Origin of the sequence: Streptomyces sp. JH34, from assembly GCF_029428875.1 — a bacterium.
Taxonomy (GTDB): Bacteria; Actinomycetota; Actinomycetes; order Streptomycetales; family Streptomycetaceae; genus Streptomyces.
Map to the genome: position 1 here is coordinate 1,690,992 of NZ_JAJSOO010000001.1, position 24,312 is coordinate 1,715,303.

General features: G+C 69.9%; 23 protein-coding genes and 1 pseudogene. 14 read left to right on the forward strand and 10 right to left on the reverse strand.

Features of this window, described 5'->3' with window-relative positions:
- Positions 1-302 precede the first annotated feature (302 nt).
- Positions 303-2,279: a beta-N-acetylglucosaminidase domain-containing protein gene (locus LWJ43_RS07270; RefSeq protein WP_277331476.1), complete on the forward strand. Its 1,977-nt coding sequence runs from the start codon at positions 303-305 to the stop codon at positions 2,277-2,279.
- A gap of 128 nt (positions 2,280-2,407) precedes the next feature.
- Entirely contained in the window at positions 2,408-2,752 is a 345-nt protein-coding gene (locus LWJ43_RS07275; RefSeq protein ID WP_277331477.1) for a hypothetical protein, read from the forward strand.
- A 54-nt stretch (positions 2,753-2,806) separates the two neighbouring features.
- Here LWJ43_RS07275 and LWJ43_RS07280 read toward each other — a convergent pair whose 3' ends face one another.
- Together LWJ43_RS07280 and LWJ43_RS07285 are read right to left on the reverse strand one after the other, a co-directional pair.
- On the reverse strand, positions 2,807-2,998 hold the full coding sequence (locus LWJ43_RS07280) for a DUF397 domain-containing protein (RefSeq protein WP_277331478.1): 192 nt from the start codon (positions 2,996-2,998) through the stop codon (positions 2,807-2,809).
- Complete coding sequence (locus LWJ43_RS07285; protein WP_277331479.1) at positions 2,995-3,876, reverse strand: helix-turn-helix domain-containing protein; 882 nt, start codon at positions 3,874-3,876, stop codon at positions 2,995-2,997. Before LWJ43_RS07285 ends, LWJ43_RS07280 begins: the two co-directional genes overlap by 4 nt.
- Positions 3,877-4,050: 174 nt before the next feature.
- Between LWJ43_RS07285 and LWJ43_RS07290 the strand changes: the two are divergent.
- The 5 genes and pseudogenes from LWJ43_RS07290 to LWJ43_RS07310 form a co-directional block, all read left to right on the forward strand.
- Positions 4,051-4,296 (forward strand): annotated as a pseudogene (locus LWJ43_RS07290) (ATP-binding protein); the annotation flags it as partial.
- 157 nt (positions 4,297-4,453) lie between these two features.
- Complete coding sequence (locus tag LWJ43_RS07295) at positions 4,454-6,034, forward strand: MFS transporter (protein ID WP_277331480.1); 1,581 nt, start codon at positions 4,454-4,456, stop codon at positions 6,032-6,034.
- Between the two features lie 648 nt (positions 6,035-6,682).
- Entirely contained in the window at positions 6,683-7,825 is a 1,143-nt protein-coding gene (locus LWJ43_RS07300) for a MarR family transcriptional regulator (protein ID WP_277331481.1), read from the forward strand.
- A gap of 737 nt (positions 7,826-8,562) precedes the next feature.
- Positions 8,563-9,747, forward strand: coding sequence for a reverse transcriptase domain-containing protein (locus LWJ43_RS07305; protein ID WP_277331482.1), 1,185 nt, complete (start codon positions 8,563-8,565; stop codon positions 9,745-9,747).
- The gene (locus LWJ43_RS07310) at positions 9,650-10,234 is read left to right on the forward strand and encodes a M78 family metallopeptidase domain-containing protein (protein ID WP_277331483.1); all 585 of its coding nucleotides are present in this window, start codon (positions 9,650-9,652) and stop codon (positions 10,232-10,234) included. Before LWJ43_RS07305 ends, LWJ43_RS07310 begins: the two co-directional genes overlap by 98 nt.
- A 113-nt stretch (positions 10,235-10,347) precedes the next feature.
- On the opposite strand, the gene LWJ43_RS07315 is transcribed toward LWJ43_RS07310, so the two are convergent.
- Positions 10,348-10,980 (reverse strand): TetR/AcrR family transcriptional regulator, encoded by a 633-nt coding sequence (locus LWJ43_RS07315; RefSeq protein ID WP_277331484.1) that lies wholly within the window; start codon positions 10,978-10,980, stop codon positions 10,348-10,350.
- 60 nt (positions 10,981-11,040) lie between these two features.
- On the opposite strand from LWJ43_RS07315, the gene LWJ43_RS07320 reads away from it, so the two are divergent.
- Together LWJ43_RS07320 and LWJ43_RS07325 are read left to right on the forward strand one after the other, a co-directional pair.
- Positions 11,041-12,000 (forward strand): GNAT family N-acetyltransferase, encoded by a 960-nt coding sequence (locus LWJ43_RS07320; RefSeq protein WP_277331485.1) that lies wholly within the window; start codon positions 11,041-11,043, stop codon positions 11,998-12,000.
- Between the two features lie 93 nt (positions 12,001-12,093).
- Positions 12,094-12,315: a hypothetical protein gene (locus LWJ43_RS07325; protein ID WP_277331486.1), complete on the forward strand. Its 222-nt coding sequence runs from the start codon at positions 12,094-12,096 to the stop codon at positions 12,313-12,315.
- Between the two features lie 115 nt (positions 12,316-12,430).
- Here LWJ43_RS07325 and LWJ43_RS07330 read toward each other — a convergent pair whose 3' ends face one another.
- From LWJ43_RS07330 to LWJ43_RS07340, 3 genes are read right to left on the reverse strand one after another with little or no spacing between them, the layout of a single operon-like run.
- A complete protein-coding gene (locus LWJ43_RS07330; protein WP_277331487.1) occupies positions 12,431-12,874 on the reverse strand; it encodes an SRPBCC family protein in 444 nt (147 codons plus the stop codon).
- Between the two features lie 14 nt (positions 12,875-12,888).
- Complete coding sequence (locus tag LWJ43_RS07335; protein WP_277331488.1) at positions 12,889-13,245, reverse strand: ArsR/SmtB family transcription factor; 357 nt, start codon at positions 13,243-13,245, stop codon at positions 12,889-12,891.
- Positions 13,246-13,247: 2 nt separating this feature from the next.
- Entirely contained in the window at positions 13,248-13,709 is a 462-nt protein-coding gene (locus LWJ43_RS07340) for an SRPBCC domain-containing protein (RefSeq protein WP_277331489.1), read from the reverse strand.
- Between the two features lie 300 nt (positions 13,710-14,009).
- Here LWJ43_RS07340 and LWJ43_RS07345 point away from each other — a divergent pair, with 300 nt between their 5' ends.
- The 3 genes from LWJ43_RS07345 (at position 14,010) to LWJ43_RS07355 (ending at position 16,574) form a co-directional block, all read left to right on the forward strand.
- Positions 14,010-15,368, forward strand: coding sequence for an MBL fold metallo-hydrolase (locus tag LWJ43_RS07345; protein WP_277331490.1), 1,359 nt, complete (start codon positions 14,010-14,012; stop codon positions 15,366-15,368).
- A gap of 100 nt (positions 15,369-15,468) precedes the next feature.
- Positions 15,469-15,834, forward strand: coding sequence for a rhodanese-like domain-containing protein (locus LWJ43_RS07350; protein WP_277335830.1), 366 nt, complete (start codon positions 15,469-15,471; stop codon positions 15,832-15,834).
- Positions 15,831-16,574, forward strand: coding sequence for a sulfite exporter TauE/SafE family protein (locus LWJ43_RS07355; protein ID WP_277331491.1), 744 nt, complete (start codon positions 15,831-15,833; stop codon positions 16,572-16,574). The genes LWJ43_RS07350 and LWJ43_RS07355 overlap by 4 nt, the downstream gene beginning before the upstream one ends.
- Positions 16,575-16,595: 21 nt before the next feature.
- On the opposite strand, the gene LWJ43_RS07360 is transcribed toward LWJ43_RS07355, so the two are convergent.
- Together LWJ43_RS07360 and LWJ43_RS33045 are read right to left on the reverse strand one after the other, a co-directional pair.
- Complete coding sequence (locus tag LWJ43_RS07360; RefSeq protein WP_277331492.1) at positions 16,596-16,883, reverse strand: metal-sensitive transcriptional regulator; 288 nt, start codon at positions 16,881-16,883, stop codon at positions 16,596-16,598.
- A gap of 224 nt (positions 16,884-17,107) precedes the next feature.
- The gene (locus LWJ43_RS33045; protein ID WP_462100868.1) at positions 17,108-17,890 is read right to left on the reverse strand and encodes a hypothetical protein; all 783 of its coding nucleotides are present in this window, start codon (positions 17,888-17,890) and stop codon (positions 17,108-17,110) included.
- Between the two features lie 542 nt (positions 17,891-18,432).
- Here LWJ43_RS33045 and LWJ43_RS07370 point away from each other — a divergent pair.
- Entirely contained in the window at positions 18,433-20,097 is a 1,665-nt protein-coding gene (locus tag LWJ43_RS07370; protein WP_277331493.1) for a M4 family metallopeptidase, read from the forward strand.
- 327 nt (positions 20,098-20,424) lie between these two features.
- Here the strand turns inward: LWJ43_RS07370 and LWJ43_RS07375 are convergent, their stop codons facing one another.
- On the reverse strand, positions 20,425-21,336 hold the full coding sequence (locus tag LWJ43_RS07375; protein WP_277331494.1) for a helix-turn-helix transcriptional regulator: 912 nt from the start codon (positions 21,334-21,336) through the stop codon (positions 20,425-20,427).
- A 567-nt stretch (positions 21,337-21,903) separates the two neighbouring features.
- Here LWJ43_RS07375 and LWJ43_RS07380 point away from each other — a divergent pair.
- Positions 21,904-22,788 (forward strand): aldo/keto reductase, encoded by an 885-nt coding sequence (locus tag LWJ43_RS07380; protein WP_277331495.1) that lies wholly within the window; start codon positions 21,904-21,906, stop codon positions 22,786-22,788.
- 119 nt (positions 22,789-22,907) lie between these two features.
- On the opposite strand, the gene LWJ43_RS07385 is transcribed toward LWJ43_RS07380, so the two are convergent.
- Positions 22,908-24,212 (reverse strand): YncE family protein, encoded by a 1,305-nt coding sequence (locus tag LWJ43_RS07385; protein WP_277331496.1) that lies wholly within the window; start codon positions 24,210-24,212, stop codon positions 22,908-22,910.
- Positions 24,213-24,312: the final 100 nt, after the last annotated feature.

Sequence of the window (24,312 nt, forward strand, 5' to 3'; positions counted from 1 at the left end):
GCGCCGCGTCCGGCACGCCGCTCCCGGCCTGCCGCGCGCGGGCCGGCCGCGTTCTCGCGGGGCCGGCCACCGGCCGATGAAGGCGGGTGGCCCGTCCCCGTGCACCGGGCCGACCGTGCGCCCCGAGGCGGCAGGTCAGAGATGAGCCGGGGCCGGCCACCGTGCGCGTCACGGCGGCCGGTCCCGGCTCATTCGTTCCTTCTTTCCGAGGGCTCGATCTTGACACCGGCTCCCACGAGTGGTGGTTTAGACCACTCCACCTGAATGTGGTGGTCCACTTACGTGGAGGTGCAGTGATCCGTATGCCTGAAAGCCATCCGTACTGTCCGCCCCGTGTCCCCCGGCTCCCCCTTCTCGGCGCCGCGGCCCTGCTCGCCCTGGGTACGCTCTCCGCTCCCGCGTGGGCGGCCGGAGGGTCCGCCACCGCGCCGGCGCCCGCCCCGTCCGCGGCCACCCCCGTCGTCACCCCCACCCCTCAGCACATGGAGTCGGCGGGACGGGACCTCCGTGTCCCGGACCGCGTCCGCCTCGTCCTCGGCGACGACGTGGACGCCGCGAGCGCCGACGTCATCAAGAAGGCACTGGCCTCGGCCGGCGCACGTCACATCGACACGGCGGCGTCCCCCGCCGGTCGGTCGAAGCTCACCGTCATGGCCGGTTCCGTCATGGACCGCGCGGTGGCGGCCGCCCTGCGCGCCACCGGCGGAACCGTACCCGGCACCCTGGTCGCGGAGGGCTACTCCCTCGCCTCCCGCGGCGACAGCATCGTGCTCGCCGGCAACGACGGGGACGGCGTCTACTACGCCGCCCAGACGCTGCGGCAACTGGTGACCGGGAAGCACACCCTGGCGGCCGTCTCGATCACCGACCACCCGGCCATGCCGCTGCGGGGCAGCATCGAGGGCTTCTACGGCGCGCCCTGGTCGCACTCCGACCGGCTCGACCAACTCGCCTTCTACGGCGACATCAAGGCCAACACCTACATCTACACACCGAAGGACGACGCGTATCTGAGGGAGGAGTGGCGCGAGCCCTACCCCGCGGACAAGCTGGCCGAACTGCGCGAACTGATCGAGCGGGCCACCGCCCACCACGTCGACTTCACCTACGCCCTCTCCCCCGGCCTGTCCGTCTGCTACAGCGACCCCGGTGACGTGAACGCCCTCAAGACGAAGCTGGGCGCCCTCTACGACCAGGGGGCGCGCGGCTTCTACGTGGCGCTGGACGACATCAGCTACACGAAGTGGAACTGCGACGCCGACAAGGAGAAGTACGGCGCCCCGGGCCGGGGCAGCGCCGGGCAGGCGCAGGCCGACCTGCTCAACGCCGTGCAGCACGACTTCATCGACGCCCACCCGGACGCCCAGCCGCTCCAGTTCGTGCCCACGGAGTACTCCGACACGGCCGATTCCGCCTACAAGTCCGTACTGCGCGAGCAGCTGGACCCGAAGGTGGTCGTGCAGTGGACGGGCACGGACGTCGTTCCCCCCTCGATCAGCGTGGCGGACGCCGAGGCCGCCTCGGCGGTGTGGGGACGCAAGGTGTTCCTCTGGGACAACTACCCGGTCAACGACTACGGGCAGACGACGGGCCGGCTGCTGATGGCCCCGTACGACAAGCGGGAAGCCGGCCTTCACAAGGCACTGAGCGGCATCGTGCTCAATCCGATGAACCAGGCGGCCGCCAGCAAGGTCGCTCTCTTCGGCGGTGCGTCGTTCGCCTGGAACGACGAGGACTACGACCCGGACCGCACGTGGCGCGCGGCGGCCGGCTACCTGGCCGGCGGTGACCGGGCCACCGCCCGGGCACTGCTGGCGTTCTTCGACACCCAGCACCTCGCACCGACCTTCGGCGACACCGACTGGCAGCCTCAGGCACCCGGACTGGCCGCGCGGCTGGCCGACTTCACCGAGGCATGGGACAGCGGATCCCGTGCCCGACGGCAGGCCGCGCTGCGTGAGCTCGGTGCCTACGCCGACGTGCTGGCCGGGGCTCCCGAGCAGATCCGCGCCGGCGTCCGGGACCCGGCCTTCCTGGCCCAGACGAAACCGTGGCTGGACGCCCTCGACGTATGGGGCGACTCCCTGAACGCCACCCTGGACGGGCTGCGGGCCCAGCTCCACTCCGGCGGCGGACAGGCGGACTTCGCCGAGGCCGCCGACCTGGCGAGGCAGGCCGCCGCGTTCACCACCATCCCGGGCACCACCCGGCCGCAGGGCACGGTCAAGGTGGCCGACGGGGTGCTGGACACGTTCATCGGGCGGGCACCCACGATGTGACGCGCGGCCCCGGACGGCCCCGGATCAGGCGCCCGGGGCCGTCCGCCGTTGGCTGTCGCGCCTGCAACAGGTGCCGCTACCGGGCCAGTGAGCAGAACATTCCGACCGGCGCCGCGGACAAGCGCGGGGTGGCCCGCCTGGCCATCGACACGAAGCACTGGAACGAGGCGCGTTACGCGCTCAGCCGGGCCCCTGCCCTCGTCAACGCCCTCCCCGTCGACGTGGCCCTTCAAGAACGCGAGCAACTCTCAGCGATCCGGCAGAAGTACGCGGCGCGCAACACACCGGCCGCGAAGAACGCCCGGCAGGCGAAGGCGGCGCCGGCCAAGCGTGCGGGCGGCAAGAAGCCCGCGCCGGAGAAGTCGACGGCGAAGAAGGCCGTACCGAAGCCGAAGCCCGCGCCCGTGCGCGGCCTCGGTGACCGCTTCATCAACCGCGCGGCCCTCGGTTACACCGAGACCAAGGGTTCCTGAGCCCGGCGAAAGCGTGCCGTCCACCACTCAGCGGACGGCACGCCTTCAAGTCGCTCAGCACTCCGACGCGAACCGCACGAACTGTCCCCAGCCTTCGCGGTCCACCGCGAACGCAGGAAGGGTCACGTCCTTGGAGTCCCTTACGTGCACGCCCTGTTCGGCGACCGCGACCTCCACGCAGCTGTCGCCCTCGCTCCCGCTGTAGCTGGACTTGAACCAGGCGAGTTCCGTAGTACCGCTGTTCATCGCTCTCCTCGAAGTCGCTCCAGCAAGGCCCGGGATTCGTTGGGGCTCAGGGCCTGCGAGCGCAGTGTGTCATAGCGTTGGCAGAGCACACTCACCTCTTTCGGGTCGGAGATCAGCCGCCCGTTCTTCTGCCCCTCGGAGTAGCCCAACCGCCGCCCCTCCGGGGTCTCCAGCACCTGCACCGGCCCGTCCAGGCACGCGTGCAGCCCGGCCTCCAGCGGCACCACCTGAAGCGTCACGTTGCGTGGGGCGGTGAGCTCAATGACATGGTCCACCAACTCGCACATCATCTCCGCACCACCGAACCGCCGCCGGAACACGTGCTCCTCGACGATGAAGCTGAACGGCACAGTCGGCCGCTCCCGCATCATCGCCTTGCGTTCCATCCGCGCCGCCAGCTGCTCGCCCAGCTCCACGTCCGTCCGCAGGGGGATCGTGCCCTCGAACACCGCCCGCGCGTACGCCTCCGACTGCAACAACCCCGGCACCAGCCGGCACTCGTACGTGCACAGGCTGACCGCCTCCCGCTCCAGCCGCGCCCACCGCCGGAACCACGCCGCGAGGCCCGCCTCGCCCCGGGTGAGATGGCAGGCGGCCTTCCGCAGGGCACCGGTGTTGCCGAGCGCTTCCTCCGCACGCTCCACGAACACCTCGTCCGGCATCCGTCGGCCCAACTCCACCGACTCCACCGTGTGTTTGGAGTACTGGACCCGGGCGCCGAGCTCGATCCGGCTGAGTCCGGCGTGTTCGCGCAACGCCTGGACGACCGCGCCGAACGTGCGCAGACTGTCGGACGGGTGGGGTTCCCGCTCCCACTCCCCCGCCGGAACTCCCTGCGCGCCGACGCCCCCGGCCGCCTGCCCCACACCGATGCTCATCCGGCCCCCGCCTTTCTCCGCACGGCACCGCGACGGCTCCTGACAGCGCCCCGGGCTCACCACTCAGCGTGACGGAGCGGACCCCGTACTGTCCACTCTTCGTGCCCGTACGATGACTCCGCGTACGGGGTGCGGCTCTCGTCCCCAGGCGCGTCCTGCCGTCACTGTGGCGCCATGAACCACGCGCTGCCCCAAGTCGGCCGCCCCACCCGCACCTTCTCCCAGCTCCTGTCGTCCACGCGACGCGGCGCCCGGCTGGCCAGACTGCTCGCCGGGACCGAGCTGAGGGCATGGGGTTCCCCGCAGGACCTCACGGAGCGTGCCGAGCTCGTGGTCGCGGAGCTCGCGGCCAACGCCGTCCTCCACGGCCTCGTACCGGGTCGCTGCTTCCGGCTCACCCTCGCCTACGACCCGGCGGCCGTAGGAGCGCATCGGCAGCATGCGCGACCGCGTTTCCGTGAGTTGATCGCCGGGCGGCGCGTCAGGCGCGCTGCCACCCGACCGGGTTGTTACTCTCCGTGCGCATGCCGGGAAACACCGACAGCCAACGGAGACGGCACGGAGCCGGAGCATCGCCATGAACGAACCCCCTTCCAGCAGCCCCGCCGTCGCGCACCGGTGGGTCTCACTGTTTGCGATCTGCACGGCCGCAGGGATGGTCTGGCTTGCGTTCGGCGACCTCAGTGTGGCGATTCCGCAGATCGCCGACGAGTTCAGCGGCAACCTGTCGAGCTTGCAGTGGGCGAACAACGCCTTCAGCCTCGTCACCGGTGCCCTCGTGATCACCGCCGGCAAGTTCGGCGATCTCTTCGGCCGCCGCCGGATGCTTCAGGTGGGCACGGTGCTGCTTGCTGCCTTCTCCGTGCCTGCCGCGCTCGCGCCCGACATCGGATGGCTGGTCCTCAGCCGTGGTCTCATGGGCATCGGCGCTGCGCTGATTCTGCCGGCCTCGCTCGCGCTCATCCCGCCCGAGTTCTCCGGAAAGGAGGAAACCACCGCGTTCAGTATCTGGCAGGCGGTGGCCTGGGGCGGGCTGTCCGTCGGGCCCGCGCTCAGCGGGGTCATCACGGACGGCCTCGGCTGGCGTTGGCTGTTCTGGATCAACCTGCCGCTCGCTGCGATCACTCTCGTAATCGTCCGGGTCACGACTCCGGAGTCCCGCGACGAGAAGGCCGGTCACACGATCGACTGGCTGGGGCTGGCATCCATCGTCCTTGCGGTCTTCGCACTGTTGTACGCGCTCACCGAAGGGCCGAGCCGGGGATGGGGCAGCCCGCTGATCGTGGCGCTGTTCGTGGCAACCGCGGTGCTGGCGGTCGTGTGGTGGTTCGTCGAACGCCGTGTGAGCCAGCCGCTCGTGGACCTGAAGCTGTTCAAGATCCGGGCATACAACGGCGCGCTCGCGGCCAACCTCACGATGAACTTCACCTTTGCCGGGATGAGCTTCCTCCTCGTGCTCTGGCTGGAGAACGCACGCGGCTACAGCGCGGTGGAGGCCGGGGTGCTGATGCTGCCCGCCACCGTCGGGGTCTTCCTCTTCATTCCGCTCGGCGGCAGGCTCGCGATCCGGCGGGGCGGACGGCTTCCCGCGGTGGTGGGGCTCGTCGTGGCCGGCGCCGGCCTGACTCTGCTCGGTTCTCTCGGTACGCGCAGTTCGACGGAGTACCTCGCTGTCGCACTCATCGTCATCGGGCTCGGTCTGGGGTTGGTGAGCACCCCGGTGGCCAACACGACCGTCGGAGAGGTCCCGATCGGTCTTGCGGGCACCGCTGCCGGTGTGTTCAAGATGTCCAGCATGCTCGGTGGCGCCCTCGGGGTCGCCGTCCTCACCGCGGTCGTCAGAGAACTCACGACGAGAGACGCGGCCTCTGTCGTCGAGGCGTCGGGGCTGACTCCGGCGGAGATCTCCCAGTTCCGCCAGGCATTGGTGAACTCCTCGTCCTTCCGGGAAGCGATCGCCTCACTGCCGCCCGACCTCGGGCGCACCGTGCAGCAGGCAGCCGTCTCGGCGTTCTCATCCGGTGTCGCCGACACGATGGCGGTCACGGCCGTCCTCACCTTCGTGGGGACGGCGGCCGTATTCCTCCTGTGGCCCCGCCGAAGCAAAGCCGACGCCACCGTCGCCGGGCCCCGATCAGATGACCGGCCAGACCCGTAGGGCGCCCCCTGGATCCCGCCATGACCCGGGACCCCTTCTCGAGCTCGCTGTTGACCACCCAGACCACTTGAACGGATTTACGGACCAGAGCACTGGCGGCCGCTGAAGAATTCGGTGAGGGCGGCGGCGGCCTCGGGCTGCTCCCGGGGGATGTAGTGACCGGCGTCGGGCGCGATGACGCCGGTCCTCTGCTTCCTCGAACGCGTCGGGCGCGAGGGACTTGGTCTCCAGGAAGCAGCTGATGTACTCCCGCTCGCGGCCGGCACTACGCCCTACGTTCCTCCGAGCTCCGGGCGCCGGGCGCCGAGCGCCGAGTTCCGAGCTCCGAGCTCCGAGCTCCGGAAGGCGCCGACTCACTCGTTCGTGTGTACCTCGAGAGGGCCGGGCCCGGCGCTCGAGCTTCGGGATTCGGGCCTCGGGATCCGGACTCCGGGATCCGAGCGCTCTCTGATAACCGGTAGGTAGAAGAAGGGGGTTGGGAAAACCTCCCCACCTCCCCACCCCGCCACGGCCAGCAAGTATGACTAAATGTGATCAGCTTGCAACGCGACGTCACGGCTGCTTACGGTGCCCCCAACGAAACGACCCCGACGCGGTGCGATCAACACCAGGCCGGGGTCTCACCCCAAGATCGAAGAGAGCGATCTCGTGGCTGCCAAGAACCTTAGCTCTGCCCTGCGCACCCCCGCACCCTCCCGCCCGTACCCGAAGTCCCCCCGCGGCTACGGCAAGCGATCCGCACCGGACCAAAGCCCGCCGCACGCGTCCGACTTCGCGCTGCTGCCCGAGCGTGAGCGCCACATCGCGGGTTACGTCGACCACCTCCCCGACGGCTCGGCCATGGACATCAAGACGCTGGCCAAGCACCTTCCGCTGTACGGTCAGATGGCCGTCGGCAGCGCCCTGAGGGCCCTGACCGTCGCGGGTCACCTGCGACGCGCACAGTGCCGGACCGGCGAGGGCGAGAGCCGTTGGGTCACTCTCACGTACTGGTCCCGCACCGCCCGGGACAACGAGTGGTGGAACGCCTTCGCGGCAGCCGAGAACACCCGGGTCGTAGCCCAGGAAGCCGCAGCGCTCCCGACCGGGCCGCCGCCCCCGTGGGCCCCGGTCGACACTCCCGCCGAACAGGAGGTCGCCGCAGGGACACCGGCCCCGCAGACCGCCGCCCCCGAAACCACCGAGGCACCCCCCACGCAGGCCACCGAAGCACCCCCCGCCACGCCCCCCGGGCTCGCCCCACGCCCGGCCCCGCAACCGGCCCCGCAGCCCACCCCCGCTCACGCCCCGCCCGTGCCGCGACAGCGCACCCCGGAGCCGGTCGCAGGCGGCCACCCTTCTCCCGCCTACCTCGCCCTGGCCCGACTCGGCCTCACCGACCCCCGCCTGGCCCTCTCCGCCGCCGACTGCACCGTTCTCGAGGAGCTGGCCGCCGCCTGGCTGGACCGGGGCGTGAGCACGGACTACCTCACCCACGCACTCACCTCCGGCCTCCCCACCCAGGTCGATTCCCCGGTCGGCTTCGTACGCCGCCGCCTCCGGGACAAGCTCCCCCCGCACCTGCCCGCCACCCCCGCACCGACCGCGCCGAACTCTCCCGTACGGCGCCTTCTCGTCGAATGCACCCAATGCGGCAGGCCCGGCCCCTCCGAAACACTCCCCGACGGCCTCTGCCGCCCCTGCCGCACCCCGGCACCCGAAAGCGCCCCCGCAGACCCCGCCGACCAGCCCGCCGAACGCGACATCCACGCCCTGGTCGGCAGCCTCCGCAACCTGATGCGGACTCCGTGAACCGACCTGCGCATTCCTATGACGGCGGAATCCGTCACGCTCGTTCAAGGGCTCGCCACTGCGCACTGCTCAAGGCTCCGCACAAATCGCCTCGACCGGACGGCTCTTCCGGCGTGACATGAGAGGGGCTGTACGGACGCCGCGATACGGCCGCGCCTGGTGGAGAGGGGCACGGACTCGTCAGGCGTTCTCGTCGTGAATCCGCGCCCCAAGGTCCTCCGCCCACTCCAGCGCCCACGCTTTGAGCTCTTCGATCTGCCGGGCGGTGAGCCCGTACGCGGCGTAGTCCTCGTCCTCGTACCAGTCCGCACCGGTGAGCCGGTCACGGAGGTCGGTTCACGGAGTCCGCATCAGGGTGGCGGAGGGATACAGCGGACCGCCAGTAGCGGGGCGGTGGAACGACTCAAGGTGAGGCCCGCCGACTGCGTCTCACAGGTGAGGGACGAGGCGGTTCGGTGACCATGGCAGACAACTTCCTGCACCTCTCCCACACGCAGTTCCTCAAGGCGGTGGTCGGCGGCTCGATCTTCCCGTACACCGAGCACCGGATCCCCAAACCCAGCGGCGGAATACGGACCTTGCACGCTCCGGTCCCGCGGCTGTCCGTGTTGCAGCAGGGGATTCTGGCCCGTCTGGGGACTCTTCCAGCCAGGTTCCAGCCTCACCCGGCAGCGTTCGCCTACCGAGGTGGCCGCTCGGTCGTGGACTGTGCCGCCATCCATCTACGTGCCCACACCGTGATCCGCCTGGACATCGCCGACTTCTTCGGGAGCATCCGCGAGCGACATGTCCACGCCGCGCTGAAAGACGCCTGGGCTCGCCCGACGGAGCGGAAGTACCGGATCGATCTTGTGGAGGACGGTGACGGCCGCCGGGACGTCGGCCTGCGTCGTGTCGGCCGCACCCTGAGTACGTACACCACCGCACGGCTGGTCACCGTGTCTCCGCCCGGGCCGAGTCGGACGTGGACGAACCGTGGCACCGGGCGTCGCAGCGTGTACCTGGAGGCCACGGGGCAGAGCTTCACCGTCAGTAGGCCCGAGCTGCTCCACAAGGACACCCGCGAGGGGTTCCTGCCTCAGGGCGCTCCCACAAGCGGATACCTGTCGAACATCGTCATGCGCGACGTCGACGCCGCGATCACGCACCTGGCAGAGTCCTTGGGTCTGCGCTACACGCGCTACAGCGACGACATGTACTTCTCCAGCCGGCGGCTCGTCCGCCACGAGAAGGCCGACCGCCTCGTGGACGGCGTGAAGAAGGCACTGACCCCGCTGGGCATGAAACTCAACACGAAGAAGACCTACGTGGCCCGTTCCGGCGCGCGCCGCAGCGTGCTGGGCATCCTTGTCGACGGCCCCACTCCGCGGCTGACGCGCGAGTACAAGCGCCGCATCACCAAGCATGTGCGCGGAGCCGCGTCGTTCGGTATCGAGCAGCACAGCCGTCACCAGGGGTTCAAGGGCCTGGCCGACTTGGACGCCCACGTGACCGGGCTGCTGTCGTTCGCGCACATGGTCGAGCCCGGCTGGGCCGGGGAACAACTCACGGACTGGAAGCGGCTGCGCGAGATCCCGTTCGAGCACGAAGAACCAGTGATCACGCAGCACGGTCTCGATTGGTACTGGGACGAAGAGGTCGAGGTCTCGCAGTCGTCAGACCTGGCCAAGGCATCCATCGACGACCTCGTGCGCGGCGCCCAGCGCATCGCCGCTGCTGATCTTCCAGCCGCGCGGGCCCTACATGCTCGTGTACGACGTCGGGGACACCGAAGCCCTGCCCGGGGCTCAGCCTTTGCCCAGGACGATCACCGCCCCCGCGTCGGTGTCCTCTCGCGTCGGCGAGAAGGGGCTCGTCGAGGTCTGGCACCACACCAGGACGAACCTCGCGCCCCTGGGAATCCGTCTCACCCTGGTCAATGACGGGGCCTCCTCCTACGGGCGTGCGTATCGCACCAGGTCCGGCGGGTTCGTCGAGCGTTCCGGCAGCAGGCCCGGGGATCGACCGGAGAGGTACCCGACGCTGTTCGAGATCGAGGTCAACCGGAACCTGCCTCTGCTGGACCGGTACGCCACCCTTGCCCACGAGCTCGGCCATCTGTTGTGCGGGCATCTCGGTGCGGGCCCCGGGGGCTCCTGGCCCGACCGGAGATCGCGGCCCTTCTCGGACGAGGAACGCGTCACGGCCCATGCCCGCAATGAGGTCGAGGCCGAGTCCATCGCCTACATGGTCCTCAAACGGCTGGACCCGGATGTCCAGATGGGCGACTACATCATCGGACACCTCGGCGTCGGCCAGCAGGTTCCGGAGAGCGTTGCGCTCAACCTCACGTTCAAGGCCGCCGGCCTGATCATCGAGATGGGCGCAAAGCGCCTCTCTGCTACCAAGCTCCAGAAGCCCAAGAAGTAGACCGGTCCGCCGCCCTGGACGGGTCAGTCCAGTGTGGCGCGGACCCGTCAGGCATGCTCGTGCTGGCGTCGAGAAGACGGCACGGCCCGCTGTCGCCGAGGTCGGCCGAGCGATCAATCCGGTGTGCGCGCATCGGGCGAAGGCAGAGGCGACCGCCCGAGCGAGGCCAGGAAGTCGTCGAGCATCACGGTCTGCACGTCGGCAGGGAACCGGTCGGGGTCGAAGAGCGCCTGCACGACCAGCCCGTGCGTGAACGCGACTGCCGCAGCCGCCAGTTGTTCGGCGTCGGCATGCGCATCGCCCAACTGTCCCAACCGGCTGGCCGCTTCGAGATGCGGCCGGACCATCCCCCGCAACCGCGTGTAGCGCCCGGCCTGCTCGCCGGCCAGCCCCTCGTCGGCAAGCGCGAGGTCCCAGGAGCTGACCCAGATGCGGTTGCGGGCGGTGTCGTCCGGCGTCAGCGGCAGGATGTCCAGCAGTATGGCGCGCACCGACGGCAGCCCCTCGGCGGGCCGCGCGCGGCGCGGGCGTTCCGCGGTACGTACCTCCAGCAGGTCCAGCGCGTGCGCGATCAGAGCGCGCTTGGTCGGGAAGTAGTGCATGAGCATCCCCGTCGAGCCGTTCATCGCGGCGGCGACGGCTCGCAGGGTCAGCCCGCCGAACCCCTTGTCGGCGAGCACGGCCCACACCGCCTCGGAAACGTCCTTGCGGCGGGCTTCACGGTCTCCGGGTGCGGGTGGCGGCATGCTGCTAGCTTACGTACCGAACGCTCGTTACGTACCCCGCAGCATCGAACCGAGGTCCCCGTGTTCATACTCCCGCTCCGCGAGAACGCCCAGCTCCGCCCCCTGGAGCCCGCGCACGCACAGGAGTTCCTCGACCACATCGACCGAGCCCGTCCGAACGTCGACCCCTGGATCCCCTGGGCGACCTTCAGCACCGACCTCGTTTCCGCCACGGCCACCCTCCAGCGCTACGCCGACAGGCAGGCCAGCGACACGGGCCGGATCTACGGGATCTGGCGGGACGGCACCCTGGTCGGCGGCGTGATGTTCACGCGCTTCGACACGGCGTCGGGGAACTGCGAGATCGGCTGCTGGGCGGAGGAGGCGGGCCAGGGCCAGGGCCTGGTGAACCAGGCCTGCCGGGTACTGATCGACTGGGCGTTCGGGGAGCGCGGGATGAGCCGCGTCGAATGGTGGGTCTCCTCGGTCAACACCCGGAGCATCGAAGCGGCCCGCCGCCTCGGGCTGACCAGGGAGGGGGTGCTGCGGCGGCACACCGAGTACCGGGGCGAGCGACGCGACATAGAGATCTGGTCGGTCCTCTCCGACGAGTGGCCGTCCGCATCCGGCAGCACCGCGCCGACCGACAAGGCCGAGCTCGACCGCCTGATGTCCGACTTCCTCGGCGCGTTCGACAACACGAACGGCTCCAGCCCCGAAGTCGACGTGATCCGCCAGGTGTTCATCCCTCAGGGAATGATCATCAGCAACACCGGGACGGGCCCCGTGGTCTACGACCTCGACGCGTTCATCGAGCCTCGGGCGAAGATGCTCACCGACGGGACGCTGACGGAGTTCTCCGAGTGGGAGGTCTCCGAGCGGACGGAGATCTTCGAGTCGATCGCGCACCGCACCAGCGAATACCGCAAGTCCGGCTTCCACGACGGCGAGCGGTTCGAGGGCGCGGGCCGCAAGACGACCCAGTTCGTACGGACGCCCACCGGCTGGCGGATGGCCGCGCTGACCTGGGAGGACAATTAGACAGGCCCCCAGACTGGGTCTGTCGGTGCCGAATACCTCAAGCGGCACCTGCTGCACCAAGACGTCTGCCTCGAACGCGTCCGCGGCGACCGGGTGCTGCACGAGGCGCTGCCCGTCGGCGCCGACCCGCCGCACCTCGCCCTGGTCCTCAACCTGTCCCGCACCGCGGCGAGCCGTTACGCGGCCATCGCCCAGAACCAGCTCGACCACCAGATCGAGCGCCCGCCGAGAGCGAATGAGTCTCCTGCCGATTCAGGACCTGTCTTCGCCCATACGTTCACGGACAGCTGTGGCCATTGGTTGCTGTGGATCTAACCGTGGCAGGTGCTGCGAAGGCGAGGCCGGAGCGCCTTTCCCCTACTCATCGGCGTGGCGGCACTGATCGGCCTGCTGATCGGCGTCGTCGCAACCCTCCTCGGGCGTCGTCGGGTCAGTGCCAGTCGCTGATCTTCACGTCACGCGGCTCGGGGGCACCTTCCCCGGTCTCCAGGAGTCGCTTGAGGCTCATCAGGAAAGTGGCCCACTTGGTGGTGCAGTGGTACATGAACTCGACCGGCTCACGCCAGCCCTCGTGCTTGAACAGCACGATCGTGTAGTCGCCGTCCTGACGGAGGTCCCACTGCACACTGGTGCCGATCCACTCCTGCGGTCCGTCCACGACGTCCCAGCGGACGAGCCGGCCCGGATCGAGCTCGACGACCTTCATGTCGAACCCGCCCGGCCCGAACCGGAACTCGATCACGCCCCCGGGGTCGGTCTCCCCCGACGTCTTCTCGGTCCACCAGCCGGACAAACCGTCCAAGGTGGTCAGCGCCTCGTACACGTCCTCCGGCGAGGACTGCTCGACGCCGATGCGGTGAAGGATGTCTGCCATCTCCGTGTTCCTCTCTACTGCTTCTTCTCGGTCTCGTTGTTCGTCTCCTTGCCGCGCTGGATCGTCTCGGCGAGGCGCTTGATGCGCTGGAGACGGGAGCCCCAGGCAGCGCCGACGTCGGCGAGCTGGGTGACGGCGCGGGCGAGCTGGGCCTGATCGACGCGGAACTGCTTCTCGCGGCCGGCTGTGGTGGCGTGCACCAGGCCGACCCGGTCCAGGACGACGAGGTGCTTCGCCACCGCCTGACGGGTCACCGGCAGGTGCTCGCTCAGGCTGGTCGCCGTCCCACTGCCTTCGCTCAGCAACAGGTCGAGCATCCGGCGCCGGGTCGGGTCGCCGACCGCCGACCAGAGGTCGTCGTCCACCATCACGCTTACGCACCCGCTCCGACCTTCGCGGCGTACTCCGGCAGCCGCGGCAGGTAGAAGTCCCAACCGGTGACGTGCTCGGCGTACTCGGCGGCAACCTTCGCCTCGTCCCAGCCGCGCTCGCGGAAGCCGCTCTCGGTCATCCGCAGGAGCGTCCCCGTCCCGACGGGCTCGAGCTCGAAGACGACTAGGTTCGAGTTGCCCGGGGCGGCTGACTCCCCCTCCTCGTGGGTCCACCGGAAGGAGAAGAGCCGCGGCGGCACGGCGTCCACGACCGCGAACTGCACCCAGGTACCGCCCTGCGAGCAGTCCCCGAAGCCGATCCGCCCCGCTCCCCCGGGCGCGGCCGGGAACTCCGCCTCGTCCGGCCACCACTCGCGCAGGTGCTCGGGACTGCTCACCACGTCGAAGACGACCTCGGGGGAGGCGTCGATCTGGATCTCCCGCTCTATCGTTCCGAATTCCATGCTCGCCACCTTCTGCAACGTTTGGTTGCGTATCAACCTAGTCGACTCGTCGAGGATTACGCAACCGTTAGTTGCGTGACGGTAGGCCGAAGAGGTCGTGCCGGTGACAGCGCACGGCACACGGCGCGCACCACGCGCCCGGAGGTCACCTGGTCCGACCCTGCACGCCTGGCCGAGCCCATGAAACGCCCGGTCAGCCCGTTCACCGCACGGCGCACCTCCCCCGAAATATACCCCCGGGGGTACGGTGTTACGGTAAACCAAATACCCCGGGGGGTAATTTTCGACGAGAGGATCCCCGTGTTCTTCATCGACACCATCGAGCTCGAGGGCCTGGGCAACCGCAGCTACCTCGCCGGCGGCGGCCGGGCGGCCGTGGCCGTGGATCCGCCGCGCGACTTCGATCAGGTCCTGGCCGTCGCGGCCCGGCGGGGGGTGCGGATATCCCACGTGGTGGAGACGCACGTCCACAACGACTACGTCACCGGCGGCCTGGAGCTCGCACGCGTGACCGGCGCCGTCTATCTCGTCCCGGCCGGTGCGCACGTCTCGTTCGCCCGGACCCCCGTCGCCGACGGGGACACGGTCGACGTCGACGACGGCCTGACCCTGGCGGCGGTGGCGACGCCGGGCCACACCCCGCACCACACCGCCTACGTACTCGCCGAGGCGGGGCAGCCGGTCGCCGCGTTCACCGGAGGCTCGCTGCTCATCGGCACCGTCGGCCGGCCCGACCTCGTCGAGCCGCGCCTCACCGAGCGGCTGGCACGCGCCCAGCACGCCTCGGCCCACCGCCTCGCCGACGCCCTGCCCGACGACACCACGGTCCTGCCCACGCACGGTTTCGGCAGCTTCTGCTCCTCCGCGCAGGCGGACGGCGACGCCACGACGATCGGCAAGGAGAGGGCCGGCAACACCGCCCTCACCACGGACGTGGACACCTTCGTCGCCGACCTGCTCTCCGGGCTGGAGGACGTGCCCGCGTACTACGCTCACATGGCCCCCGCCAACGCCGCCGGCGCCGCCCCCCTCGACCTGACCCCGCCCGCGTTCGCGGACCCGGAGGAGATCGCCGCACGCCTCGCGGCCGGGGAGTGGGTCGTGGACCTGCGCAACCGGGTCGCGTTCGCCGAGGGGCACGTGGCGGGCTCGTTCAACTTCGAGGCCGACGGAAAGCTCGCCACCTATCTCGCCTGGCTGATCCCGTGGGGCAAGCCGGTCACCCTCCTCGCGGAGTCGGCCGAGCAACTGGCCTCCGCCCAGCGGGAACTGGTGCGGGTCGGCATCGACCGCCCGGCCGCGGCCGCGACCGGCGGCCCCGCCTCGTGGCTCCGCGACGACGAGAGCGCGGCGTCCTTCCCCCGGGCCACGTTCGCGGAACTCTCGGCACAGGCGAGGGACGGGATCGTCGTACTCGACGTACGCCGCGCATCCGAGCGTGCGGAGGGCTGGATCGAGGGATCGGTGCACGTGCCCGTCCACGAGGTGCACCGCCGCATCGGCGACGTGCCCGACGGCACGGTCTGGGTGCACTGCGCGGGCGGAATGCGCGCCGGGATCGCCGCATCGCTGCTGGACGCCGCGGGGCGACGCGTCGTCGCCGTGGACGACGGCTTCGCCGCCGCCACCGAGGCCGGGCTGACCGTCGTCACCGGCTGAACCGGTATCAGGTCCGTCCGACCGGGCCGACCGGGCTGACCAGGCCGACCGCACATGAACGAGAACCAGGACACAGGAAACAGGAAAGGTGACGCCGACGATGTTCCTCTTCCGTAGGCGCGAACAGCGACTGTCCGTGGACGAGGCGCGCACCCGCACCAGCGGCGACCGGCCCGAGGCCGTCCTGCTGGACGTGCGGGAGAAGTCCGAGTGGAGGGCCGGACACGCCCCGGAGGCGGTACACGCCCCGCTGTCCGGACTCGCGGCGGGCGCCGCCCTGCCCGAGGATGCGCGGGGCCTCCCGCTCGCGGCGATATGTCGCAGCGGGCACCGCTCGCAGCAGGCCGCGAAGATCCTTGCCGCCCGGGGCGCACAGGTGGTGGACGTCAAGGGCGGTATGAACGCGTGGACCGCCGCCGGATACCCGGTCGTCGGCGAACGCGGGACCAGCGGACCGACAGCGTGAGCGCCCTGGTCCTGGCCCTGGTGGCCGGAGCCGTCATCGGTCTGGCCCTCGGTGCCCTCGGGGGTGGCGGGAGCGTCCTCGCGGTACCCGCGCTGATCTATCTGCTCGGGTTCTCACCGGTGTCGGCGACCACCGCCGCCCTGATCATCGTCGCCGCCACCTCCGCCACCGCTCTCTACGCCCACGCGCGGGACGGCAACGTGGCCTGGCGGACCGGCGCGCTGTTCGCGGCGGCGGGCATCGTTCCGGCGTTCCTCGCCGGGAACGCCGCCGGCCGTCTCCCGGCGGCGGCGCTCACCACGGCTTTCGCGGTCGTCGCCGCGCTGGCCGCCCTCCGGATGCTGCGGCCGTCCCGCGCCGAGCCGCCGGAGCGGATACGGCCCGCCCGCGCGGCGGGAGCCGGCGCCGGGCTCGGAGCGGTGACGGGTTTCCTCGGCGTGGGCGGCGGATTCCTCGCCGTTCCCGCCCTCGTGAGCGTCCTGGGCCTGCGCATGAAGCAGGCCGTCGGCACCAGTCTGCTGGTCATCACCGTCAACTCCGTGGCCGCGCTGACCTCACGCGCGGGTACCGGCGGCGACCTGCGGTGGGAGGTGATCGCGCCGTTCACCGGAGCCGCGATCCTCGGTGCCTGGGACGGGAAACGGCTCGGCTCGAAGCTCACGGGCCACAGACTGCAGAGGGTGTTCGCGTGCGTGCTGCTGGGGGTGGCGGCCTTCATGCTCGTCGACGTGATCGTCTGAGCGCGGCCGCCACCGGGAGACTCAGGCCAGGGAGAGGAACAGCTTCTCCAGTCGGCCGCGCATCTCGTCACGGCTCTCGCCGGAGCGCATGCCGTTCTCCGTCTCGGTCAGACACTGCTGGAGCCCGGTGGCGATGATCGCGAACCCGGCACGGTCCAGCGCGCGCGACGCGGCTGCCAGCTGAGTGACGACCTCTTCGCAGTCGCGGCCCTCCTCGATCATCCGGATCACCCCGGCGATCTGCCCCTGCGCCCGCCTCAGCCGGTTCAGGACCGCCTTCAGCTCCGCTGCCGCCAGATCAAGCTCCATGGTCTCTCCTCATGAAATACCCCCTGGGGTAAATGTACTCCCCTTGAAGGGGACACCGTCGAACGTGATGACTCGACGACGGTGACGATGCGCCGAGGACCATCATCCGCGAGGCGGGAGCAGCGGTGAGAGGAAAAGCAGGAAACGGCCCGGCCCACCGCGCCAGGTGACGGAGATCGCGTCACATGGCGTGCGCCGGCTTCGGGCTGCTGCGGAAGCGAGTCCTACTCGCCGGCTGAGTTCTCAGCTTCGGCGCGCAGGTCATGAATGGAGAAGGTCACCGGCGAAGGACTCGCGTCGCATCCTCGGCCGTGAAGTTCCTCCGGGCGCAACGCCCAGGCGATGGCCTCGTCGGGGCCGCAGTACGACGGGTCCAGCTGGAATGTGGTCCGTGTACCAGAGGGCTTGGATGTGGCGAACTCCTCCCAGTCACCCGACGGCACGGCGCCGACCAGTTCCTGGCGGAGGCCTCGCCCGTCCAGCCGCACCTCGACAACCGTACGGACGCTGAGGACCGCGGCTGCCGCGGGCGCCCATCGCTCCTTGTCTAGGAGAGAACCGAAGAATCCAGGGATGGGTCCATCCCGCTCGTCGCAAGTACGGCGCTGATCATCCTCCACGGTGAAGACCAGGTCCGATTCGATCTCCACGCTGATCTGGCCATGCGTGCCGTCGCGGTGGTGCAGCGCGTCCCACACCACCTGCTGAAGAATCTCTGTCGGAAGCTCAGGACTTTCCCGGGCGACCCGGAAGTACATCGCAGGATGCGTCCGAACACGCTCCTCGAAGGTGATTACCTGGATCTGATCAGCCGAGTAGCGGTCCACGAAGGCGATCATCGCACTCGCCGCTGACAACCCGCGCCGCCTGCACCAAGGCGTGACCGTTTCATGGAAGTCGGACCAGAACCCGAACTCGTCGACAAACGCTGTCCCTGAAGGTGAACGAAGCCAGTCCGGGGCAGGCGGCCGAAGATCGCCCCAGGCGTCGGAGACCGCGATACGCACGGTCCGGCCGAGGACCTCAGCGACGCCCTCGAAGTCCCGGCCCGGAACCCGCCCGTGCGTGGCGGCGCCGGCGGGAGTTCCGCGACGAGCAGGGCGTACGGGCGGGCGGTGCTTGTCCTGCGCCTCACGACGTCGGCGCGCGGCGCCCGCCACCAGGTGCGCCGTGCGTACGCGCCTCGGATGTGGCCGGTACGCGGCACCGGCACCGTCCCGAAACAGGGGTGCGTGCCCGATGGGTGAATTCAAGCCACACGCGGGACTGACTCCGGTCCCGGAGACCAATCGGTGACTGCGCCTCAGCCCGTTTCACCAGCGACATGTAACCGGAAGCGTGGCTCTGTATCAGGCCCGTCCCGCGTCGCGACGCACTGTTCACAGGGCCGAAACAATGCGGGATGCGGCGTGTTTCAGCCAACCCCTCCGCCACCTCATGACATGAACAGGGCATGAGTGCCAAAGTTCCATCGCACGTGGCACCCCCCTTATCAGCGCCCCGCCGGCCACCCCAGGCCGTCGGGTCGTCCCCACAAGAAGGAGCTTCCGTGACCCACTTCTACGCGCGTCACAAGCGGACCACGCTGGCGATCGCCACCGCTGTCGCCGCCGGATCCCTGCTCGCCACCGGCATGACCACCGGTGCCGCCGCCCAGACCACGGCGCTCCCCACCGGCAAGCCCGCCCCTCTCGCCGGCTCGCCCCTCCAGCTCTCCGCCTCCGCACGGACCGCCCTCATCCAGCAGGCCGACGCCTCCACGGCGGAGACGGCACAGGAGATAGGTCTCGGCACACAGGAGAAGCTGCTCGTCAGAGACGTCGTCAAGGACGTCGACGGCACGGTTCACACGCGGTACGAACGCACGTACAACGGACTTCCGGTCCTCGGTGGCGACCTCGTCGTGCACGAGACCAGGGCGGGGAAGGCCGAGGGCGTCACCAAGGCCACGAAGGCGACCATCAAGGTCTCCTCCCTCAAGGCGACGATCACCGCCGCCAAGGCCGAGAAGCAGGCGGTCAGCGCCGCCCGGGACGCGGGCTCGGAGAAGACCGCGGCCGACCAGGCGCCCCGCAAGGTCATCTGGGCCGCCACCGGCAAGCCGACCCTCGCCTACGAGACCGTCGTCGGCGGCCTCCAGGACGACGGCACCCCGAACGAGCTGCACGTCATCACCGACGCCGCCACCGGCGAGAAGCTCTACGAGTACCAGGGCATCGAGACCGGTACCGGCAAGAGCCTCTACTCGGGCACGGTCACCCTCAACACCACCCTGTCGGGTTCGACGTACAACCTGACGGACGGCACGCGCGGCGGTCACAAGACCTACAACAAGGCGCACGCCAGCACCTCTTCCGCGGGCACCCTGTTCACGGACGCCGACGACATCTGGGGCACCGGCGCCGCCTCCAGCTCCACCACCGACCAGACCGCGGCCGTCGACGCCGCCTACGGCGCCCAGAAGACCTGGGACTTCTACAAGAGCACCTTCAACCGCAGCGGCATCAAGAACAACGGCGTGGCGGCGTACTCCCGGGTCCACTACGGCAACGCGTACGTGAACGCCTTCTGGGACGACAGCTGCTTCTGCATGACCTACGGCGACGGCTCGGGCAACACGCACCCGCTGACCTCGCTGGACGTGGCGGGCCACGAGATGAGCCACGGCGTCACCTCCAACACCGCGGGCCTCAACTACTCGGGTGAGTCCGGCGGTCTGAACGAGGCGACGTCCGACATCTTCGGCACGGGCGTCGAGTTCTACGCGGCGAACTCCTCCGACGTGGGCGACTACCTCATCGGCGAGGAGATCAACATCAACGGGGACGGCACCCCGCTGCGCTACATGGACAAGCCGAGCAAGGACGGTGGCTCGAAGGACTACTGGTCCTCCACCCTCGGCAACCTCGACGTGCACTACTCGTCGGGTGTCGCGAACCACTTCTTCTACCTCCTCGCGGAGGGCAGTGGCTCCAAGACCATCAACGGGGTCAGCTACAGCTCGCCGACCTACAACGGCTCCACGGTCACCGGGATCGGCCGGGCCAAGGCACTGCAGATCTGGTACAAGGCGCTGACGACGTACATGACGTCGACGACCAAGTACTCGGGCGCCCGCACGGCCACACTCTCCGCGGCGTCGTCCCTCTACGGCTCCACCAGCACGGAGTACAAGGCCGTCGCCGCCGCCTGGACCGCGGTCAACGTCGGCTGATCCGGGCCGGGGCGGCCCCGTCCCCGACTCCGGCGGCTGACATCGCCGCACTGCGTGTCGCATGACCGGTTCGACACGTCCGGCTTTCCCGCCGACGTCATGGCGCCTGGCCCGGGGCCCGCTCTTCGCCCCGGGCCAGGCGCTCGGCCGTGCTCAGACGGATGCGCCGGCCGGGACGGGGAGCCGCGCGGCGGGCGTACGGACCGCTCAGGGCGTGCGCATCAGGTTACGGAGGCCCGCGACGAGGGCCGGGACGTCGCGCTCGACCTCGTCCGGACTCGCGCCCTCGGCCGGTTCCGGCTTCTGGGGCGGTCGGCGTCAGTGCGGTCAGGCGTTCCTCGGCCGGCCGTTCCTCGATGGGGCGGCCGTGCCCGTGCTGGTCCAGCCGGCGAGGATGCCGAGTGCCTCCCGCTCTCGCGAATCCGGTTCCGGGGTGTAGAAGTTGAGCCGGAGCCCGGGGTCGGACGGCAGGTCCATCGCCTCGTAGGGCAGGGCGAGTTCGCCGACCAGCGGATGCCGGAGGTTCTTCACGCCTGAGCGGTGGAACTTCACGTCGTGCCGTGCCCACCGGCGTGCGAAGTCGTCGCTCCTCGTCGTCAGCTCGCCGATCAGGTCGGTCAGCGCCTTGTCGTGGGGCGCCCGGCCGGTCTCGGTGCGCAGGAAGGCCACCGCGTCGTCGGCGCCCTTGTCCCAGTCGGTCCAGAAGTCCCTGCTCGCGGGATCCAGGAACATGAAACGAGCGCTGTTGACCGGGCCGCGCTGAGCGAACAGCGGCGAATCGAAGACCGGTGCGTACAGAGCCCGCCCCAGCGCGTTGGTGGCCAGGATGTCGAACCGGGCGTTGCGTACGTACGCCGGCACGTCGGCCATGGAGTCGAGCAGCCGCAGGATCGTGGGCCGTACGCGGGACGCGGTCACCGTGGGGCGACGGCCCGACGGGGTCGCCGAGCGGGCCAGGTCGTAGAGGTGGGTGCGCTCGGCCTCGTCCAGCTGCAGTGCGTGCGCGAGGCCCTCGAGGACCGAGTCGGAGGCTCCGCTGAGGTTCCCGCGTTCCAGCCGCACGTAGTAGTCCACGCTCATGCCCGCCAGCAGGGCCACCTCCTCACGGCGAAGGCCCGCGACGCGGCGCTTCCCGCCGTAGACCGGCAGCCCGGCCTGCTCCGGGGTGATACGCGCCCGCCGGGTGCCGAGGAACTGGCGCACCTCGGCGGCCAGGTTCTTCCTGTCGTCGTCGGCCATGGTCAGTTCCCGGGAGCTGGTTCCGCGACGCCCTGGACGGACGTGACCGTCGACCGGCCGGTGTCGGACACGGAGTGGGTGAGGGCTTCGGTGGCGGCCAGTGGCACGGGGACCTCCTCTTGATCGGGCGGCGCGGATGTGAGCCGTCCGCTTCACGGTAGGTCCGTCGGCGAGCACCTGCGAGGTACTGCCGTTACCGGGAAGAGCGGTGACTCCCACCTGTCCGCCCGTCTGCGGTTGTCTGGAGGAGGCCCGGGACCGCGAGTCGGGAACGGGCCCGGACAGGAAGCCGGCGTGGAGGAACACCGTGCGCGAAGCCCTCGAGGTGCTGGTACGGCTGTGAGCAGGCAACCTGTGATCACGGTGGCGCGTCGGCGGCACCTCCGTCCGCCGTCCGGACGATCATCCCGCGCAGGCCCGGCGGTGGCTGATCAGCGCGGACGCGCGCTCCAGGGCGTAGCGCCGCGGCACCGGCCCTCTCCGCCCTGGCCTGCTCACGCCGGCAGCCGTGACCGTCCTGACCCTCATCGCGCCCGCACGGGCCGTACGAAACGAAAGGTTCCTGTGATGCGGACCCTCACACTCAACAACGGCGTCGAGATGCCCGCCCTCGGGCTCGGCGTCTTCCAGACCCCGCCCGACGAGACACGGGACGCGGTCAAGGCCGCGCTCGAACTCGGCTACCGGCACGTCGACACCGCCGCCGCCTACGGCAACGAACGCGAGGTCGGCCAGGCCCTCCGCGACTCAGGGGTGCCCCGCGAGGAGATCTTCGTCGAGACCAAGATCTGGATCAGCGACTACGGCTACGACGAGACCCTGCACGGCTTCGACAAGAGCGCCGCCAAGCTCGGTGTCGACCGGATCGACCTGCTGATCCTGCACCAGGCACTGCCGTCCGACTTCGACAGGACCCTCGCCGCCTACCGCGCCCTGGAAAAGCTCCTGGCCGACGGAAAGGTGCGCGCCATCGGCGTCAGCAACTTCATGGTCGACCACCTGACCGCACTGCTCGACGCCACCGCCGTCGTTCCCACGGTCAACCAGCTGGAGATCCACCCCTACTTCCAGCAGCGCGCCGTCCTCGACTTCGACGACCGGCACCACATCCTCAACCAGGCGTGGTCCCCCATCGGAGGGATCACCTTCTACCCGGGTTACGGCGAGGACCGCAGGAGCGTCCTCCAGGACCCCGCCGTCACACGCATCGCCGAGGCACACGGCAAGAGCCCGGCCCAGGTGCTCCTGCGCTGGGGCCTCCAGCAGGGCCGCTCGGTCATCCCCAAGTCCACCAAGCGCGCGCGGATCGCCGAGAACATCGACGTCTTCGACTTCGAGCTCACCGCCGGTGAACTCGCCGCCCTCGACGCGCTGGAGACCGGTCGGCGCGGCGGCCCCGAGCCCGAGGCCGTCACGCTCGCCGACTACGGCCGCGCCATCCCCGAGGCCTGACGGACGTCCGGAGGGACCCGCCCTCCGCCCTCCGTAGGCCCGGTGGAACCCGCCCCTCCGCGCCTCGAGAGCCGTGGCCCGGCAGACCGTGGTCGGGAGAGAGGCGGGTTCCGGGGGTCTCAGCCGGTGGCGGGACCGGTCCAGTCCGTGGGGACGTGGCCGAGGCGGACCCGCTGCGGGTGGTCTCCGACGGGGATCGAGACGACCTTCCTGCCGGTGGCGAAGTCGATCGCCGTCACCTGGTCGGTGCCGCTCTCGGACACCACGCAGTGCTTGCCGTCCCCGCTGACGGTGGCCCAGTACGGCTTGGAGGCGGTGACGAGCGGACCCTCCTGGAGCGTCTCGCGGTTCACGACGGTGACGTAGTCGTCCATCGTCCCGGCGATGCAGATCTTGTCGCCCCTGGGGCTCATGGACATGCCGTGGTGGCGGGAGTCGTTGACGAAGGTCGTGCGGTCGTCGCTGGTCTGCGGGTTCTTCGGCAGCGTCTTCACCCGGGTGACCCTGTCGGCGTCCACGTCGTACTCGACGAAGCCGTTGAAGAAGGAGACCTGGAAGTACATCTTCGACTCGTCGGGCGTGAAGGCGACGGGCCGCAGCGCGTCGGACAGGTCCTTGCGGCCGAAGGCGTCGAGCCGTTCGCGCATGTCGATGATCTTCTTGACCTCGAAGGTCTTCGCGTCGGCGACGGTGATGCGGCGGTCGCCCTTGGTGAAGTCCTGCCAGGGCGCGTCCATGTCGGTGTTGACCTCGCCGATGGCCATGTTCCAGAGGTACTCGCCACCGTCGGTGTACACGTTCTCATGCGGCTTGTCGCCCGTCTTGAAGTTGCCCGCCTCCTTGCCCGTCGCCATGTCGAGGACGTGCACGGTGTTGGCGGTGGACGAGGACACGGCGACCTGGGTGCCGTCGGGTGAGACCGCCATGTGGTCGGAGCGGAAGCCGGACACCGGGAAGCGCCAGTTGATCCGCCCGCTCTCCACGTCGATGGAGACCACGTCGGCGAAGCTCGGCCGGGAGGCCACGACGGACCTGCCGTCCTTCGTGGTGTACATGTCGTCGACGTACTGGTCGTGGCCCTCGCCCGGGCCGAGCCGGATACCGAGGAAGAAGGCGAGCTTGACGGGGTTGAGGTAGATCTCCCGCAGGCGCTCCTTCTTGTCGGGGATCATGTCGATCCGGCCGATCTTGGCGTAGTCGCCACGGGAGTTGATGACGTCGGCGGTGCCCTCCCAGTTGTTTCCCACGAAGAACACCTCCTTGAGCTCCTCCGGGGCGGCTCGGCGCGCCCGCTCGGATACCTCGGTGGCACCGGCCGGGCCGGGGACGGAGGGCAGAGTGCCCGCGGTGAGTCCCGCGGCGATGAGGGCGGCCGTGCCGAACGAGCGCCGGCGGCGAGGACGACGGGCGGAGGAACGAGTCACGGTGAACTCCAGAGGCAGAGGGGGACGGCGCGCCGTCAGGCAGGCCCGCTTCTGTTACCAGAGGTAACGTAACCAGGAGAGACGGATGTTGAACAGAGCC